General features: G+C 60.8%; 11 protein-coding genes. All 11 read right to left on the reverse strand.

Features of this window, described 5'->3' with window-relative positions; translation table 11 throughout:
• Window positions 1-106: 106 nt before the first annotated feature.
• The 11 genes from HH213_RS28890 to HH213_RS28940 all read right to left on the reverse strand — a co-directional run bounded on the left by HH213_RS28890 (window position 107) and on the right by HH213_RS28940 (window position 16164).
• Window positions 107-2533, reverse strand: a complete 2427-nt coding sequence (locus tag HH213_RS28890) for a glycoside hydrolase family 127 protein (RefSeq protein ID WP_169114628.1) — start codon at window positions 2531-2533, stop codon at window positions 107-109.
• The gene (locus HH213_RS28895) at window positions 2533-3546 is read right to left on the reverse strand and encodes an arabinan endo-1,5-alpha-L-arabinosidase (protein WP_169114630.1); all 1014 of its coding nucleotides are present in this window, start codon (window positions 3544-3546) and stop codon (window positions 2533-2535) included. The genes HH213_RS28890 and HH213_RS28895 overlap by 1 nt, the downstream gene beginning before the upstream one ends.
• Window positions 3547-3559: 13 nt before the next feature.
• Entirely contained in the window at window positions 3560-5128 is a 1569-nt protein-coding gene (locus HH213_RS28900; protein ID WP_169114632.1) for a glycoside hydrolase family 43 protein, read from the reverse strand.
• A 4-nt stretch (window positions 5129-5132) separates the two neighbouring features.
• A complete protein-coding gene (locus HH213_RS28905; protein ID WP_169114634.1) occupies window positions 5133-6683 on the reverse strand; it encodes an alpha-N-arabinofuranosidase in 1551 nt (516 codons plus the stop codon).
• Between the two features lie 18 nt (window positions 6684-6701).
• Entirely contained in the window at window positions 6702-8663 is a 1962-nt protein-coding gene (locus HH213_RS28910; protein ID WP_169114636.1) for a glycoside hydrolase family 97 protein, read from the reverse strand.
• A gap of 95 nt (window positions 8664-8758) precedes the next feature.
• Window positions 8759-9526: an SDR family NAD(P)-dependent oxidoreductase gene (locus HH213_RS28915; protein ID WP_169114638.1), complete on the reverse strand. Its 768-nt coding sequence runs from the start codon at window positions 9524-9526 to the stop codon at window positions 8759-8761.
• A 30-nt stretch (window positions 9527-9556) separates the two neighbouring features.
• Window positions 9557-11125: an aldehyde dehydrogenase (NADP(+)) gene (locus tag HH213_RS28920; protein ID WP_169114640.1), complete on the reverse strand. Its 1569-nt coding sequence runs from the start codon at window positions 11123-11125 to the stop codon at window positions 9557-9559.
• Entirely contained in the window at window positions 11122-12114 is a 993-nt protein-coding gene (gene araD1 / locus HH213_RS28925) for an AraD1 family protein (RefSeq protein ID WP_169114642.1), read from the reverse strand. Before araD1 ends, HH213_RS28920 begins: the two co-directional genes overlap by 4 nt.
• A 96-nt stretch (window positions 12115-12210) precedes the next feature.
• Complete coding sequence (locus tag HH213_RS28930; protein ID WP_110849403.1) at window positions 12211-13953, reverse strand: IlvD/Edd family dehydratase; 1743 nt, start codon at window positions 13951-13953, stop codon at window positions 12211-12213.
• Window positions 13954-14085: 132 nt separating this feature from the next.
• Window positions 14086-15144, reverse strand: a complete 1059-nt coding sequence (locus HH213_RS28935; RefSeq protein WP_169114644.1) for an aldose epimerase family protein — start codon at window positions 15142-15144, stop codon at window positions 14086-14088.
• Between the two features lie 72 nt (window positions 15145-15216).
• Complete coding sequence (locus tag HH213_RS28940; protein WP_169114646.1) at window positions 15217-16164, reverse strand: glycoside hydrolase family 43 protein; 948 nt, start codon at window positions 16162-16164, stop codon at window positions 15217-15219.
• Window positions 16165-16166: the final 2 nt, after the last annotated feature.

The raw sequence follows: 16166 nt of genomic DNA on the forward strand, positions 1-16166 counted from the left end.
AGTCTCCTGATAAGATTTTTTATATTGTTATTTGGATCAATACTATGAGAAACATAAATATCTATCCAATGATATTTTCACACTCTGCGATATCTTTTTTGGTATATCAACGCAACAAGCGCAGACCGTAAAGCCCTCCCGCCACCGAGCCGTCACGGGCGACGAACTTGACGATCAGCTTGCCAGCCTGCGCTGTACCTGCGGGAATCGGGTAGTCGCGGGTGTAAATCTCCTGTGGCGCGCTGGCGTCGAGACGCACTTCGGCCAGCAGCTTGTCGTTGACAAGAATATCGAAACGGCGTCCGGCATCCAGTTTTGAATATGTCAGCCGCAGAGTACGCGCCTCTCCCTTCTTGTCGGTCAGCTCATAGCTGAACCATCTGGTCGCATGGCGCCAGTGCTTGCCCTTGTTGATGCCGGCGTCCGCGCCTTCAGCCTTGAAGAAGTGGTCGGATTCCGGTTGCTGTTCGCCCGGCGCCACCTGGTCGATGGTTCGGGCGTCTAGCGCAAGGCGCTCCTTTTCGTCCTCGGCGGCCTTGGCGCGGCGCTCGGCCAGGTCGCCCGGCGTGGAATATGGCCAGTAAACGACGTAACGCGCATCGTGCACGCGGAAGAACGGCACGAAGGTGGTCGGGCCGGCGTCCACCGACTGCACCAGTCCCGGCGCCATAAAGGTCAACGGTCGGCCGGGAACGGGACGGAAGCGGTTGGCAAACGCCGCGCTGTCGCTGACCAGCACCGGCGCCTGCTCCAGCGGGCATACAGGTCCGCTGGCGATGTGGCCCATGCGGCTATCGTCGGCCAGGTAGTTAAGCTGCTCGCCGGGGAATGGATTGGTCTTTGCGGCGAGCACCACAGGACCGTGCAGCACGGCGTAGTAAGCGGATTTGTCGGGCATCTGCTCCAGCCGCGTTGTCATCGGCAGGTGGATCTCAACCCTGTCACCATCGCGCCACGCGCGGCGCACGTTGACGTAACGGTCGGCGCCAATGGCGGCGGCCACCGGCTTGCCGTTGACGGTGATACGCAAGGCGCCCTGTTTGACCCACTCGGGATAGCGCAGCTTCAGTGTGAAAGTCTTGTTGCCCTTGACGGTGATGGTGCTGCGGTCTTCATCCGGGAATCGGTTGGTCTGGCGGATTTGCACACCCTGTTCGCGCCAATCCAGCGTGGATGGAATGAACAGGTTGATGTACAGGTTGTCGCCGCGATGGGCATAAATAAATTCTCCGTATTTCGCGTGGCTTTCCAGCCCGGAGCCGACGCAGCACCACATGGCTTTTTGCGGCTGCGAGTAGACGCGGTAGTGATTCGGCCGCATCGGCGTGAAGTAGACGAAGCCACCGCTGTCAGGCCGCTGCGACGAAAGTATATGGTTGTACAGCGCGCGCTCGTAGTAGTCGGCGTAGCTGCCTTTGGCATCGCCGAGGAACAGCAACTCAGTGAGCTTGAGCATATTGTAGGTGTTGCAGGTCTCCGGGCCTTCCACCTCTTCGATCATTGGGCCGAAGTCTTTGTCGTCGTGGAAGTGCTCCTTGACGCTGTTGCCGCCGATGGCGACGGTGCGGTGATCGTGGACGGTCTGCCAGAAAAAGGCGGCAGCGTGCTGCCAGTCTTTGCGGCTGGTGATGTCGCCGATGCGTTTGAAACCGATGACTTTCGGGATCTGGGTATTGGCGTGCAGGCCGGTGAGCTGGTCCTTGTTTTCTTCCAACGGGCGCAGAATGGCTTGATGGGAGAAGCGGATCGCCAGTTCCATGTACTTCTGCTGGCCGGTCATTTGTGCCACGTCGGCCAGCACTTCATTCATGCCGCCGTGTTCCGCGCGCAGCATGGATTGCATTTGTTCGTCGCTCAGGTGTGAGGTCAGGTCCAGCGTCCAGTCGCATAGGACGATCAGCATGGCGCGGGCGTCCTGGTTGCTGGCGTAGGTATAGGCGTCGCGCAAACCGGCGTAAGTTTTGTGGAGGTTGTACCACGGGACCCATTTGCCGTTGACCGAGAAGTTATCGGCTTGCAGTTTGCCTTGGGCGATGTCGCGCCATGCGGACGCGCCGCCGGGAACGCCGCCGATGTAGCCGTCACCATTGGCTTGCTGGCAGCGTTTGAGTTCTGCGACGAAGTAATTCAGGCGCTTGAGGACTTCTTCATCGCCGGTGGCTGCGTACATCAAGGCGAGCGCCGACAGGTAATGGCCGCCCATGTGGCCATCGAGGCCTGTGGACTCCCAGTTGCCGTAGGTCGGCTGCTTAAGCGGCAGGCCCGCTTCGCGCAGGAAAGGCGCAAGCAGACGGTCGGCGTCAAGCGACAGGATGTAGCGCAGATCGGTGCGCTGCGCTTCCAGAAAAGGACTGGGTCCAAGGCGCACGTCGCTCAGCGGGAATAGCGCGACCTGTCCCTGAGAACCGGCGGCACCCTCAGCCCGCGCGGCCGGCGTCACAGTGGCAAACGCGCCATGCGACACCACCGAGGCAGCTGCGCCGGCGGCCAGCTTCAGCGCGCGGCGGCGGGAGGACTTGCGCGGGCTGGCCATTATTTCGCCGGCAGCTGGTTGCTGCGGTATTTATTCAAATCCGCCTGATCGACTGTCGGCCAGCCGGCGGCGTCAAACTTCATCTCCATGATCTTGAGCTTTTGCAGATAATTATCCGCAGTCTCATAAGCATGCAGCACAAGGTAATCCTTGCCGTCCATGGTGTAAGCGCTGTTGTGGCCCAAGCCCTTCCAGTCCTTATCGCCCGCAATCACCAGTGTGCCGCCGCCCTTCATCATGTCAACGCCGTTCTTGTCCAGATACGGCCCCGCCACCTCCTTCGAGCGGCCGACCATCACATGGTAAGTGCTGTCAGCCTTCTTGCAGCACAGCCCAAACGACACGAACAGATAATAGTAATCGCCCTTCTTGAAGATAAACGGCGCCTCGATCTCGCCCGGTCCCGCCTTCTCGGTGGCTGCAGCTTCGCCGCTGGTGCGGCTGGCGATGGCATGCCACTCCTGCGGTTCCGCGATGCCAGTCCAATCCTTATTCAGCTTGACCAGTTTCAGCCCGCTCCAGAAAGAGCCGAACGACATCCAGGCATTGCCCTTGCCATCCTCGATCACATTCGGATCGATAGCGTTCCAGTCGTCCCGCACCGGCACCGACTGCAACACCATCCCCTTGTCCACCCACTTGTAGTCAGGAGAACGAGGGTTCAATGTTTTATTAACGGTGACGCCAATGCCGGACGTGTTTTTTCCAAAGCCCGAAACGGAATAATACAAGTAGTATTGACCGTCATGGAACTGGATGTCCGGCGCCCAGATATGGTCGTCAAACGTCGGCGCTGCTTTCTTCGCCCACACCGGCTGGCCCTTGAACACGCGGCCCTCCGGCGTCCAGTTCTTCATATCCTTCGAACTGTAGAAAGTGATACCCGGCCCTGTGCTAAACACATAGTAGGTATCGCCTTCCTTCGCCATCACCGGATCATGCACGCTGACTTCCTTGGCCGAGCATCCCATGGCCGCCAACGCCAACGCCACCGTCGATAAAACATGCTTCATTGCGAACCTCTTCTTAATTACCCGTACGTGCGCCCCAGATGGATACGCCTTCCACCGATTGCGCCGTCCACGTCACCACAAATGCGCTGGCGTTGGTATTCCACTGGCGCGACAAAACGCCGGAGAAAGTACCGGCGGTACCAAGCGAAATGGTGACATTGTTATTGCCGTCATGCTTCCACGTGCCGGTCGCCGCCCCAGTCACCGTGCCGTCCGACGCCAGCAGGACATTCGCAGACGACTTGATCGTCGTCGTAATATCCTTGCCGTGGTTGATCATCTTGTACGTGCCCACCGCATCGGCCGCAGTCACAACGGCCGACAGCGCCGTCGTATTCTTGCTAAGCGGCGCGTAGCGGAATGGCGCCACCACCGGCCAACCGTCGCCATTGATGAACATCTCATGCACGCGGATCTGATGCAGTTCGCCCTGATTCGGGAAGCGCGTATGGAAGATCAGGAAGTGCTGGCCGGTCGACGCTTCGTAATAGGCCGAGTTATGGCCAGGCGACACATAGCCCAGCGGTGTACCGGTCTCGCCGGCCGCCAGCGCGAACTGGTAGTTCCCCATGATCTTCTGGCCGTATGGCGCGATCGACGCATCGTCAAACAGCGGCAGCGTCGGATTGGCCTTCACGTTGGCCATGTCGGTGCCCTTCGCGTCTACATACGGACCGTCTGGATTCAGCGAACGCGATACGCGCATGTTGTACGCGCCGTTCGCATCCAGCCCGCCAAAGGACGTGAACAGGTAGTAGAACTTCGACTGCGGGCTATACAGCACATAGGCGCCTTCGATCCGCGCGTGATTACCACCCAGCAGATGCTTGCCGTAACCCTGACCTGGTTTCTGCAAACCGGTGGTGGTGTCCATCTCCAGGATGAAGATACCGCCCGAGTAGGAGCCGTAAATCATCCACAGCTTGCCGTTCTGATCGAAGAAGGTGTTCGGATCGACCACGTTGGGCATGGTCAGCGCGTCGTAGATCGTCACGCCATCCTCGCCCGGCAGCCCCCACATGCCCGACTTGAGCAGGATCTGCTTGTTGACGTACGGGCCTTCCACCTTGTCCGCGACCGCGACACCCAGCGCGGAGCGCGGAGAGTCTCCCTTGCAAGCGCAGTAGTAGTGATAGAACTTGCCGTCGGCGAGTTTGACCACGTCCGGCGCCCACAGGTCGGTAACCTGCGCCCAGGCGAAGGTATCGGCCAACGCGGTCACCACGTTGTTGAACAGCGGATTGGCCGTATTGACGCCATCGGCGATCTTGGTCCAGTTCATCAGGTCCGTCGACTTGGCCGCCGCCAGGTGCGAGCCGAAGACGTAAAACGTGCCGTCCACCTTGATGACGGATGGATCGTGGACCGAAGCTTCGGCGAACGTAATGGACGTCGGCGCTGGTGTAGGCACCGGCGTTGGTGTTGGCGTAGGTGTCGGCGTAGGTGTCGGCGTGGGCGTCGGTGTCGGCGTTGGCGTGGCGGCGACAGTGCTGCCGCCTCCTCCTCCACCACAGCCGGCCAGCACCAGCGCCACGCCGCCGGCCGTAATCACCTTGCGGCGCGTGATTTTGATATCGTCCATGCGCTTACTCCACCGCTACCACGATGACCGCCTTGGCCGGCACCTTGACGGTCAGCTTGCCATCGGCACCGGCTGCAGCGTTAAACGCCACAGGCTTGATCGCATTCGGCGACTGGAAGGTGTTATGCGTATCCATGGCGGACGCGGTCAGCAGATTGCCCTTCACCGACTTGATAGTCTGGCCAGGAATATTCAGTGCCACATCGGCAGGCTTGTTCGGATTGGTGTTCACCAGCGCCACATACAGCTTGCCGTCCGCACCGCGCGCGGCCGAAGCGCTAATCTCGGGCACCTTGAAACCGCCAGCGCTGTAGTCTGGATTATCTTTCAAAGAAATCGGCAGCGAAGTCGCGCCCTGGAACGGCACGTACATCTGGTAAGCGTAGTAGGTTGGCGTCAGCAGCATCTTGTCCTTGTCGGTGATGATCATCGACTGCAGCACGTTAACCATTTGCGCGATATTCGTCATCCGCACGCGGTCCGCGTGTGCGTGGAAGATATTGAAGTTAAGCGCCGCAACCACCGCATCGCGCAACGTATTTTGCTGGAACAGGAAGCCAGGGTTGGTGCCCTTCTCCACGTCATACCAGGTGCCCCACTCGTCCACCAGCAGGCCCAGTTTTTTCTCCGGGTCGTTCTTGTCCATGGCGGCGCTGTTTTTCTGGATATGCGTTTCCATCCGCAGCGTGTTGGACAAAGTGGAGATCCACTCGTTTTCCTGGAAGCCGGTCGAAGCGCCCTTCACTTCCCACTTGCCGGTCGGGATGGTGTAGTAGTGGAAGCTGATGCCGTCGGTCTGCTTCTTCAGCTCCTTGCTCAGCACCTCGGACCAGGTCACGTCATTGTCGTTGCCGCCGCTGGCGATGATCTTCGGACGATACTGCTTAGGCGCGCGCAGGAAGGTCTCGACCTGTTTGTACAGATCCGAGTAATACTGCGGGCTCATATTGCCGCCGCAGCCCCATGCCTCGTTACCGACGGCGAAGTATGCGACCTTGAACGGTTTATCGTGGCCATTCTTGCGGCGCATATTGGCCAGCGTCGACTTGCTGTCCGAGGTCATGTACTCCACCCACTCCGACATTTCTTGCGCGCTTCCGGTACCCAGGTTGCCGTTGACGTAAGCGTCCGCGCCCAGCATTTCCACCAGGTCGAAGAATTCATGCGTGCCGACGGCGTTGGATTCATCCACGCCGCCCCAGTTGGTATTGACCTTGACCGGACGCTTCTCGCGCGCGCCAATGCCGTCGCGCCAGTGGTATTCGTCGGCGAAGCAGCCGCCCGGCCAGCGCACCAGCGGCACATGAATGTCTTTCAGTGCGCCGACCACGTCGTTGCGCCAGCCCTTGGTATTCGGGATCTTCGATTTCGGGCCGACCCACAGGCCTTCATAAATGCCGGTGCCCAGGTGTTCTGCAAACTGGCCGTAGACGTCCTTGTTGATCACCGCGCCTGGTTTGCCGGTGTCGATGGTCAGGCTGACCGCATCGGCAGCGAATGCGCCGCCAGCTGTCATCATGCACAGCGCGAGTACACCACGTTGAATTGGGTTCATTTCTCAGTCTCCTTGATTTTATAGTTGGATGACAAAGCCGCCGTGCGGCTTGATGGTTACTGCTACTTTTTTGCCGGCAGCGATGCTGCGCTGGTTAAAACTACGCGGGCTGTCGCCATCAGTGATGATCATGCCCTGCTTATTGCCGATGAAGGACAGGTCCAGCGTCAGCGTTTTGTCGGTGGTGCCACCATTGATGCCGGCGATGTACCAGGTGTCCCCGGCGCGGCGGGCGATAACGGCGTATTTGCCGGGATAGCCATCCACCAGGCGGCTGTCGTCCCAGCTGCGCGGCAGGTCTTGCATGAATTTCTTGACGTAGTCAGGCACCGTCGCCATGCCTTCCGGGATCTCGACAAAGTGCTGGATACCGGACAGGTACAGCACTGAAGTCGCCAGTTCAAAGCCGTTGCTGCTGGCGCGTTTGATCTTGGGGATATCGCCAAATACCACAGGCGTGAAGTCCATCGGGTCGAACAGGTTGCGTGCGAACGGCAGCATGGCGGCGTGTGATGGCATCAGGTCTTCGTCCACCTGCTCGAAGCTGGTGAACTCAAAGCCGCGGACCGCTTCCATGGTCATCAAGTTAGGCCAGGTGCGCGTCCAGCCACGCGGCAGGGTCGCGCCATGGAAGTTGACCAGCAGGCCAGCATCGGCGGCGTCGCGCAGGATGTCGAGGTAGTACGCGATCATCGACTGGCCATCCCCGCCGAAGAAGTCGATCTTGACGCCTTTGATGCCCATGTCACTGAGGCGTTTGAATTCCTTGACGCGCTGCGCATGCGTCAGCAACTGGCTCTTAGGCGTGTATTCGGTCTTGTTCCAATCGCCCGACGAGTTGTACCACAGCAGAAGGCCGACATTTTTGGTTGCAGCGTAGTCCGCCAGTTGCTTGATTTTGTCGTAGCCGATCTTGCGATCCCAGTCGGCGTCAATTAGCGTGTAGTCCCACTTCATATCGGCCGCGTAGTCGATGAACTTCTTCTGGACATCGTAGACGGTGGCGTCGTCTTTGAGGATGCCCCAGCTCCACGAGGCATGACCGGGCTTGACCCGGGCAGCGTCGAAGGCGACGGCGGGTGCGGCCAGGTCGGTGCCGAGCGTGGAGTTGGTGACGGTGGCCAGCGGGCCGAGGGCGATAACGCGCCATGGGGAGGTCAGCGTGCTTTCCGTCTCCGCCATCAGGCCGCCGTTGGTGTAGACCTCGGCCGCCATCGGGTTGCCAATGCGGTAAATGCCGCCGTTGGAGTCTTGCGCGAGGCGCGATGCCTGCCAGCTGCCGTCCATATTCGCTTCGGAGATCGCGACCCAGTTGGCGCCGGTACTGAACAGTGCAGGGAATACCCATCCGGCTTCGGTTGGCGACTTGGTGCCTGCCGCGATCTCCATCTGGTAATGCTCTTCGTAAGACGGATTCGTGTTGCTCCAGCCGGTTTGGGCAACCGCCATTGGTTGCAGCCAGGCTTTTGCGCCGCTTGGCAAGGCGAAGGTGGTGTGTTCCTGCACCAGTTTTTTTAATGGCAGCGAGGTGTCGGCGACGATGTAGCGGAAGGCCACACCGTCATTCGATACGCGAAAAACGATGTCGATCTTCTGCTGTTTTTTGTTTTGCAGCGACCAGGTTTGTTCGTTGGCGCGGTAGGTGATGTCTTTGCGCTTACCAACTGCCATCAGGTAGTGGTCCTCGACAGCGTGCGGCGTGGAGGTGGACAGCAGCGTGAGATCGTCGGTCAGGTCGGCGCCGGCGAGTTGCAGGCCGAGATCGGAGGCCAGCAGCACCGGCTTGCCGTCGCGGGCGATGGCATACGTGAGCCGGCCGTCCGATTGCTGGAAGGTGACGGCAATATGCTTGTCAGGGCTGCGCAGCGTGGCCGGCGCGACGGCAGCGGGCGACTGTACAGCGGCGGTCGCAGCCGGCGCGGCGGCTGCCAGGGATAAAGCGGCGCAGGTCAGCGCCGTGACTACGGTTGTCTTCACCATGTTCCTACCATTTATCTATGGTTGCGATACCCCGCCGCGTCGAGCGCGGTGTCTCCGGGGGCGAACGGTGCTACGGTGTTACCAGTGCGTGTGACTTATACCCAGCCTGCGTCGACGATGAATTCCTGCGCGGTGCACATGGCGCCATCGTCGGCGGCCAGGAAAAGCACCATCGATGCCACGTGCTGCGGCATCAGCTTGTTCTGCAAGCACTGGTTACGCTTGATGTCTTCTTCACCCGCCTCGTCCAGCCACAGGTCGATCTGGCGTTGGGTCATCACCCAGCCTGGCGTAACCGTGTTGACACGGATGCCGTGGGCGCCGAATTCGCGCGCCAGGCCGCGGGTCAGACCATGCGTGGCGGCCTTGGTGGTGGCGTAGGCCGGATAGCCGGCGTTCTTGACATGCCACGAGATCGAGCCGATATTGATGATCGAACCAGCGCCCTTTTTCTTCATGCCTGGCAGGACGGCCTGGCAGGTAAAGAACATCGGACGCTGGTTGATGGCGATACATTTGTCCCAAAAGTCGGGCGTGACGTCGGCGGTTTCGTGGCGCTGATCGTTGGCGGCGTTATTCACCAAAATATCGAAATCGCCAACCAGTCCGGCCAGTTCGGTAATGGTGGCCTGCAGCGCAGGGATGTCTGTAATGTCACACTGGCGGAACAGCGGTTCGGGATAACCGGCTTCCTTCACGCGGCGGATCAGCGCCAGGCTGGCGTCGCGGGCGATGTCGACGAAAGCGACTTGCGCGCCCTGCTCTGCGAAGGAAATCACCATGGCTTCACCGATGCCGGTGCCGCCGCCGGTAATGAATACGCGCTTGCCGCGTAGGCTGCCGAACTTGGCCAGTTGTGTCATACAGTCTCCCTGATTTTTATCACTGTTTTTTTAGTTGCGAGTCAATTCACCTTCGCGGCGCAGCCAGGTGGCCGTGCCGTTGTCGCGCAGGACTTCAGGCAGCAAGCCTTGCGACAGGTTCTGGTAGCAGACCGGACGCAGGAAGCGCGTGATCGCGCCCGTGCCGACCGACGTCGTGCGCCCATCCGAAGTCGATGGGAACGGACCGCCGTGCACCATGGCGCTGCACACTTCCACGCCGGTTGGATAGCCATTGGCGAGGATGCGGCCGACTTTACGCTCCAGCACCGGCAACAGCGACTGCGCCGCTTCCAGATCGCCTTCGTCCATCATCAGCGTGGCGGTCAGCTGGCCTTCCAGCTTCTCCGCGACCTGGCGCAGTTCCGCCACGTCCTTGCACACGACGACCAGCGACGCCGGGCCAAAAATCTCTTCCTGCAGTGCGTGCTGCGACAGGAACGATGCTGCCGACGACACGAACAGCGCCGGCGCGCCCTTGCCTTCCGCCTGCGGCGCCAACGCCAGCGTCGTCACCTCCGCGTGTTCGGCCAACTGATTGACGCCACGCGCGAAGTTACCGGCGATCCCCGGCGACAGCATCGAGCAGGCCGCACCGCCCACCAGCGCTTGCGAAGCGGCGGTGGTAAAGCGTTGCAGGTCCGGACCATCAATCGCCAGCACCAGGCCGGGATTAGTGCACAGCTGGCCGACACCCATGGTCAGCGAGGCCGCGAAACCGGTGGCGATATCTTCCGCCCGATTCTTCAGCGCCTGCGGCAGCAGGAATACAGGATTGATCGAGCTCATTTCCGCATACACCGGAATCGGCACCGGACGCGCAGCGGCAGCAGCCACCAGCGCCATGCCGCCGCCACGCGAGCCGGTAAAGCCGACCGCCTTGATGGCTGGATGGCGCACCAGCTCAATACCCAGTTCATTGCCGACACCAGTCAGCAGCGAGAATACGCCGGCCGGCAGGCCGCAGATCTCCACTGCTTTGACGACAGCGCGGCCCACCAGCTCCGAGGTACCTGGATGCGCAAAGTGCGCCTTCAGCACCACCGGGCAGCCGGCGGCCAGCGCCGACGCGGTGTCGCCGCCAGCGACAGAAAAAGCCAACGGGAAGTTACTGGCCGCGAAAACAGCCACAGGGCCAAGGCCGATCATGCGCATGCGCAGGTCGGGACGCGGCGGCGTCCGATCCGGCAGAGCTTTGTCAAAGCGCACATCGTGCCACGAGCCTTCGCGCAGCAAGTTGGCAAACAGTTTCAGCTGGCCGACGGTGCGGCCACGCTCACCTTCCACGCGGGCGCGCGGCAGGCTGGTTTCTTCCATCACGCGCTCGATCAGCACATCGCCCAGCGCCATGATCTGCTCGCCGATGGTTTCAAGGAAGGCGGCGCGCTTATCGTCGCTCAACGCGCGGAAGGTGTCGAATGCTTCATCGGCCAGGCGGCAGGCCTGGTCGATCTGAGACGCATCCACGGTGCGGAACTCAGGCTCGATGACCTGGCTCAGCGCCGGGTTGTACGCGCGGACGCCGGCGCCCGTGCCCTTGACGGCTTTGCCGCCGATCAGTGCATCACCGGTAATGATCATAAGGTTTTCACTTTCGCGACTTCGGTTTTGTACACGGCCAGCTTGTTGCGCAGCGCCGGACCAAATTGCGGCGAATCGATTTCAAACGTTTCGCCAGGCTGCACCACGATGTTGTCGGCCACGCTCAGGGTGGCGGTGCCGAAGAAGTGCACATGCACGTCGCCCGGACGCTTGAACAGCGGGTACTTGAAGTGGTGGTGCTCCAGGTTGGCGATGGTGTGCGACATATTCTGTTCGCCGCTGAAGAATGGCTTCTCCCAGCGTACCTTGCCTTCCTTGTCGTAGATGCGCGAGGTGCCTTCGATGCTTGCCGGCGCTTCGCCGACCAGCAGCGCCGGACCCAGGCCGCAGACACGCAGCTTGGAGTGCGCCAGGTACAGGTAGTTCTGGCGCTCGGTCACGTGGTCCGAGAATTCGTTACCGATGGCGAAGCCGACGCGGTATGGCTGGCCGTCGTCGCCGATCACGTACAGGCCGGCGACTTCCGGCTCTTCGCCGCCGTCCAGCGCGAAGTCCGGCATCGACAGATCCTGGCCGCTGGCGGCGACAATCGAGCCGTCGCCTTTGTAGAACCATTCCGGCTGCACGCCAGCTTCACCGGCGGCTGGCTTGCCGCCTTCCACGCCCATGCGGAACATCTTCATGGAGTCGCTCAGCGATTCGACGTCACCGCCGATTTTCTTGTGCATGGCGTCGCGGGTATCGGCGGAGCCCAGGTGGGTCAGGCCGGTGCCGGTGACGTAGGTGTGGGCGTCGTCGCTGTGATCGAGTGGCGACAGCAGGCGGCCGGCGGCGGCCACGGCGTCGAAGGCGGCGGTTTGCGCACCGACCGACTTTTCCACCAGCGCGGCCAGGCCGACAGCTTTGCGGATCGCATCCTGGGCCAGCGCGTAGGTGGTGCTGTAGCCGTCGATGATGCGGATGGTGTTCTGTTCCAGGGCGCCGACCTGGCGCGCGCCTTGTTCGTTTTTGAATTGTACGAGTAGCATGAAGAGTCTCCTAAGCGCCGTCATTCCCGCGCAGGCGGGAATCCATAGAACGCTTGCTCATTGTGGATCCCCGCTTTCGCGGGGACGACGGTAGTATTAGTGCGAGTGACGCGGTACCGCGGAGCCGCGGTTACCAACCAGGAAGTCGAAGTCGCAGCCTTCGTCGGCTTGCAGTACGTGCTCAATGTACAGCTGCTGGTAGCCGGTCTTGGGACCAGGCGCGCTGCCCTGCACGCGGACCGCCTGGCGTGCCGCCATCTCTTCGTCCGAAATCTCCAGGTTCAGCAAGCCGCCGGCGCAATCCAGCGTGATGTAGTCGCCATCCTTGACGATGCCCAGCGGGCCGCCGGCCATGGCTTCCGGCGCCACGTGCAGCACCACGGTGCCGTAAGCGGTGCCCGACATGCGCGCATCCGAAATGCGCACCATGTCCTTGACGCCAGCAGCCAGCAGCTTGGGCGGCAGGCCCATATTGCCCACTTCCGCCATGCCCGGATAACCTTTCGGGCCGCAGTTCTTCATCACCAGCACCGAGTCTTTATCGACGTCCAGGTCCGGGTCCATGATGCGCGACTTGTAATGCTCGAAGTCCTCGAACACCACGGCCTTGCCGCGATGCTGCATCAGCTCCGCCGTGGCGGCCGATGGCTTCAGCACCGCGCCGCGTGGCGCCAGATTACCGCGCAGGATGCAGATGCCGCCGTCCTTGCGGATCGGGTTATCCAGCGTGCGGATGACTTCTTCGTCGTAGATCGGCGCGTCGTTGCAGTTTTCCCAGATGGTTTTGCCATTGACGGTCAGCGCGTTCGGGTGCGGCAGGATGTTACCGTCGCCCATGCGTCGGATCACGCCCGGCAGGCCGCCGGCGTAATAGAACTCTTCCATCAGGAAGCGACCCGACGGCAGCAGGTCGACGATGGTCGGCGTGCCACGGCCCACGCGGGTCCAGTCTTCCAGCTCCAGATCGACACCGATACGGCCGGCGATGGCCTTCAGGTGGATCACGGCGTTGGTCGAACCGCCGATGGCGGCGTTGACGCGAATGGCGTTTTCAAAATTCTCTTTGGTCAGGATCTTCGACAGCTTCAGATCCTGCTTGACCATTTCGACGATGCGTATGCCCGACATATGCGCCAGCACATAGCGGCGCGCATCCACCGCAGGAATGGCGGCGTTGTGCGGCAGCGAAGTGCCCAGCGATTCGGCCATGCAGGCCATGGTCGATGCGGTGCCCATGGTGTTGCAGGTGCCGGCCGAACGCGAGTGACCCGCTTCCGCGCCGATAAATTCGTGCATCGAGATTTCGCCGGCCTTGACCTGCTCGTGCAGCTGCCAGACGGCGGTGCCGGAGCCGATGTTCTTGCCGTTCAGTTTACCGTTCAGCATCGGGCCGCCGGTAACGACGATGGTCGGAATGTCGACCGAGGCGGCGCCCATCAGCAGCGCCGGGGTGGTCTTGTCGCAACCGACCAGCAGCACCACGCCGTCCATCGGATTGCCGCGGATCGATTCTTCCACGTCCATCGACGCCAGGTTACGGGTCAGCATGGCGGTCGGACGCAGGTTCGATTCACCGTTGGAGAACACTGGGAATTCAACCGGGAAGCCGCCGGCTTCATAGATGCCGCGCTTGACGTGTTCCGCCAGCTTGCGGAAATGGGCGTTGCAGGGTGTCAGTTCAGACCAGGTGTTGCAGATGCCGATAATCGGCTTGCCTTCGAATTCGTGATCAGGAATGCCCTGATTCTTCATCCAGCTACGGTACATGAAACCGTTTTTGTCTTGGGTACCAAACCACTCGGCGGAGCGCAGCTTCACCTTTTTGTCATTCTCAGACATGCAATTCTCCTCAGTATTTTCCTGTGCGGGGACGTGAATGTCATGCCCCCGCATCGATAGGGCATACTAAGATGTACTGAGATAACTTTCCAATAAATTGTTTATCGACTTCGATATCAAAATCGATATGGGTCAGGCCACGCTGAAGCGGTAGGCCATTACCGTGGAATACTCCTCGTTCGGCCGCAGGATGGTCGACGGGAAGTCGGGACGGTTTGGCGAATCCGGGAAGTGCTGCGGTTCGAGGCAGAAGCCACTGCGATAGCCGTAGATGCGCCCTTTTCCGCTGATGCTGTCGTTAAGGAAGTTACCACTGTAGAACTGGATCCCCGGCTCCTGCGACAGCACTTCCAGCACCCGGCCGGACGCCGGATCGACCACGCGGGCCGCCACTTCCAGCGCTTTTTCCGCCGATTTTTTCAGCACGAAGTTATGGTCATAGCCCGAGCCGAAGTCCAGTTGCGCATCTTTTTCGCCGATCCGTTCGCCGATCGTATGCGGCGTGCGGAAGTCAAACGGTGTGCCCTCCACCGGCGCCGGCGCGCCGACCGGGATCAGGCCCTTGCCCACTTTGGTGTAGGCGTCAGCGACGATGGTCAGCTCGTGGCCGAGGATGTCGCCCTGACCGGCCAGGTTGAAATAGGCGTGATTGGTCAGGTTCATCGGTGTGGCTTTGTCGGCCACCGCGTGGAAGGCGATGCGCAACTCGTTATCGTCGCGCAGTTCATAAATGGCGGTGACTTCGGCGCTACCAGGGTAGCCCAGGTCGCCGTCCGGGCTGACATGCGACAGGATCAGGCCCACTGATTTGGGCGTGTTGAAGGTTTCGGCATCCCACAGCTGGCGGTGGAAACCATTGGTGCCGCCGTGCAGATGGTTGGCGCCATCGTTCAGGTCCAGCTGATGTTCAACGCCGTCCAGCGTGAAGCGGCCGTTGGCGATGCGGTTGCCATACCGGCCAATCAGCGCGCCGAAATAATTCGACTCGCCCATGTAGGCGGCGAGGTTATCGTAGCCGTGGCAGACGTCGGCGAGTACGCCATCGCGGTCCGGCACGTGCAGTTCGGCGATCACGCCGCCCAGGTTACTGATCTTGGCGACCATGCCATTGGCGTTGGTCAGCGTGTACAGCGTGGCTTCGCGGCCATCCGGCAGCGTGCCGAATGGGGATTCTGTGATGGTTGCTTGCATCTTGGCTCTCTAATGACAAGGCGGCCGAGAGGTTTCCCTGTTCGGCCGCCGGAATATGGTGCGCTCGCGGACTTAGGCGATCGACGGTTTCCCGAATACTGGCATCCCCTGCTCGTCCCATTTCAGCGGCTTGACGAACGTGTGACGGTCCGGATTCCACAGCGGGTCGCCGATAATTTCGGTGTAGGTACGAGCATGATAAACCAACATCACCGTTTCGCCATCATCCGCCACGGTAAAACTGTTGTGGCCAGGGCCGTAGATCTTGTGTTCAAAGTCGGTCTGCAGCACCGGCTGCGGCAACTTGGTCCACGCCGCCGGGTCCAGCACGTCGGCGTTTTCGTCCGCCCACAGCAGGCCCATGGCGTAGTTTTCATCGGTCGCGCTGGCCGAATAGCTGATGAAGATCTTGCCGTTCTTTTTCAGGACCGACGGACCTTCGTTGACCCAGAAGCCGCGGATCTCCCAGTCGAATTCCGGTTTGCTCAGCATGACCGGCGGGCCGCCCAACTGCCAGGGAGTCTTCATCGGCGCGATGTAGATATTGGAATTGCCTTCGATGGCGACGTCCTTCTGCGCCCACACGTAGTAGAGCTGCCCCTTGTGGGTGAAGGTGGTGGCGTCCAGGCAGAAGGTGTCGATGCCGGTGTCGATCTGGCCCATGAATTCCCACTCGCCGACCAAAGGATTGGCGTTGGTATTGCGGATCGCGTACATGCGGTGCTGGAACAGCTTGTACTTGATCTCGCGGCTCGGCGCGGCGGCGAAATAGACGTACCAGGCGCCGTCGTTGAAGTGCAGCTCCGGCGCCCAAACCAGTTCGCTGTAGGCGCCGGTGTCAGGCTTGTGCCAGACGTCGACCTTTTCGGCATCCACCAGGCCGGCGATGGTTGTCGCGCGGCGCAGCTCAATGCGGTCGTACTGCGGCACCGAGGCGGTGAAGTAGTAATAGCCGTCGGTGTGACGATAGATATGCGGATCGGCGCGCTGCTCGATCAATGGGGTAAGAACGTTGTCCATGT

Origin of the sequence: Duganella dendranthematis (assembly GCF_012849375.1) — a bacterium.
Lineage (GTDB): Bacteria > Pseudomonadota > Gammaproteobacteria > Burkholderiales > Burkholderiaceae_D > Rugamonas > Rugamonas dendranthematis.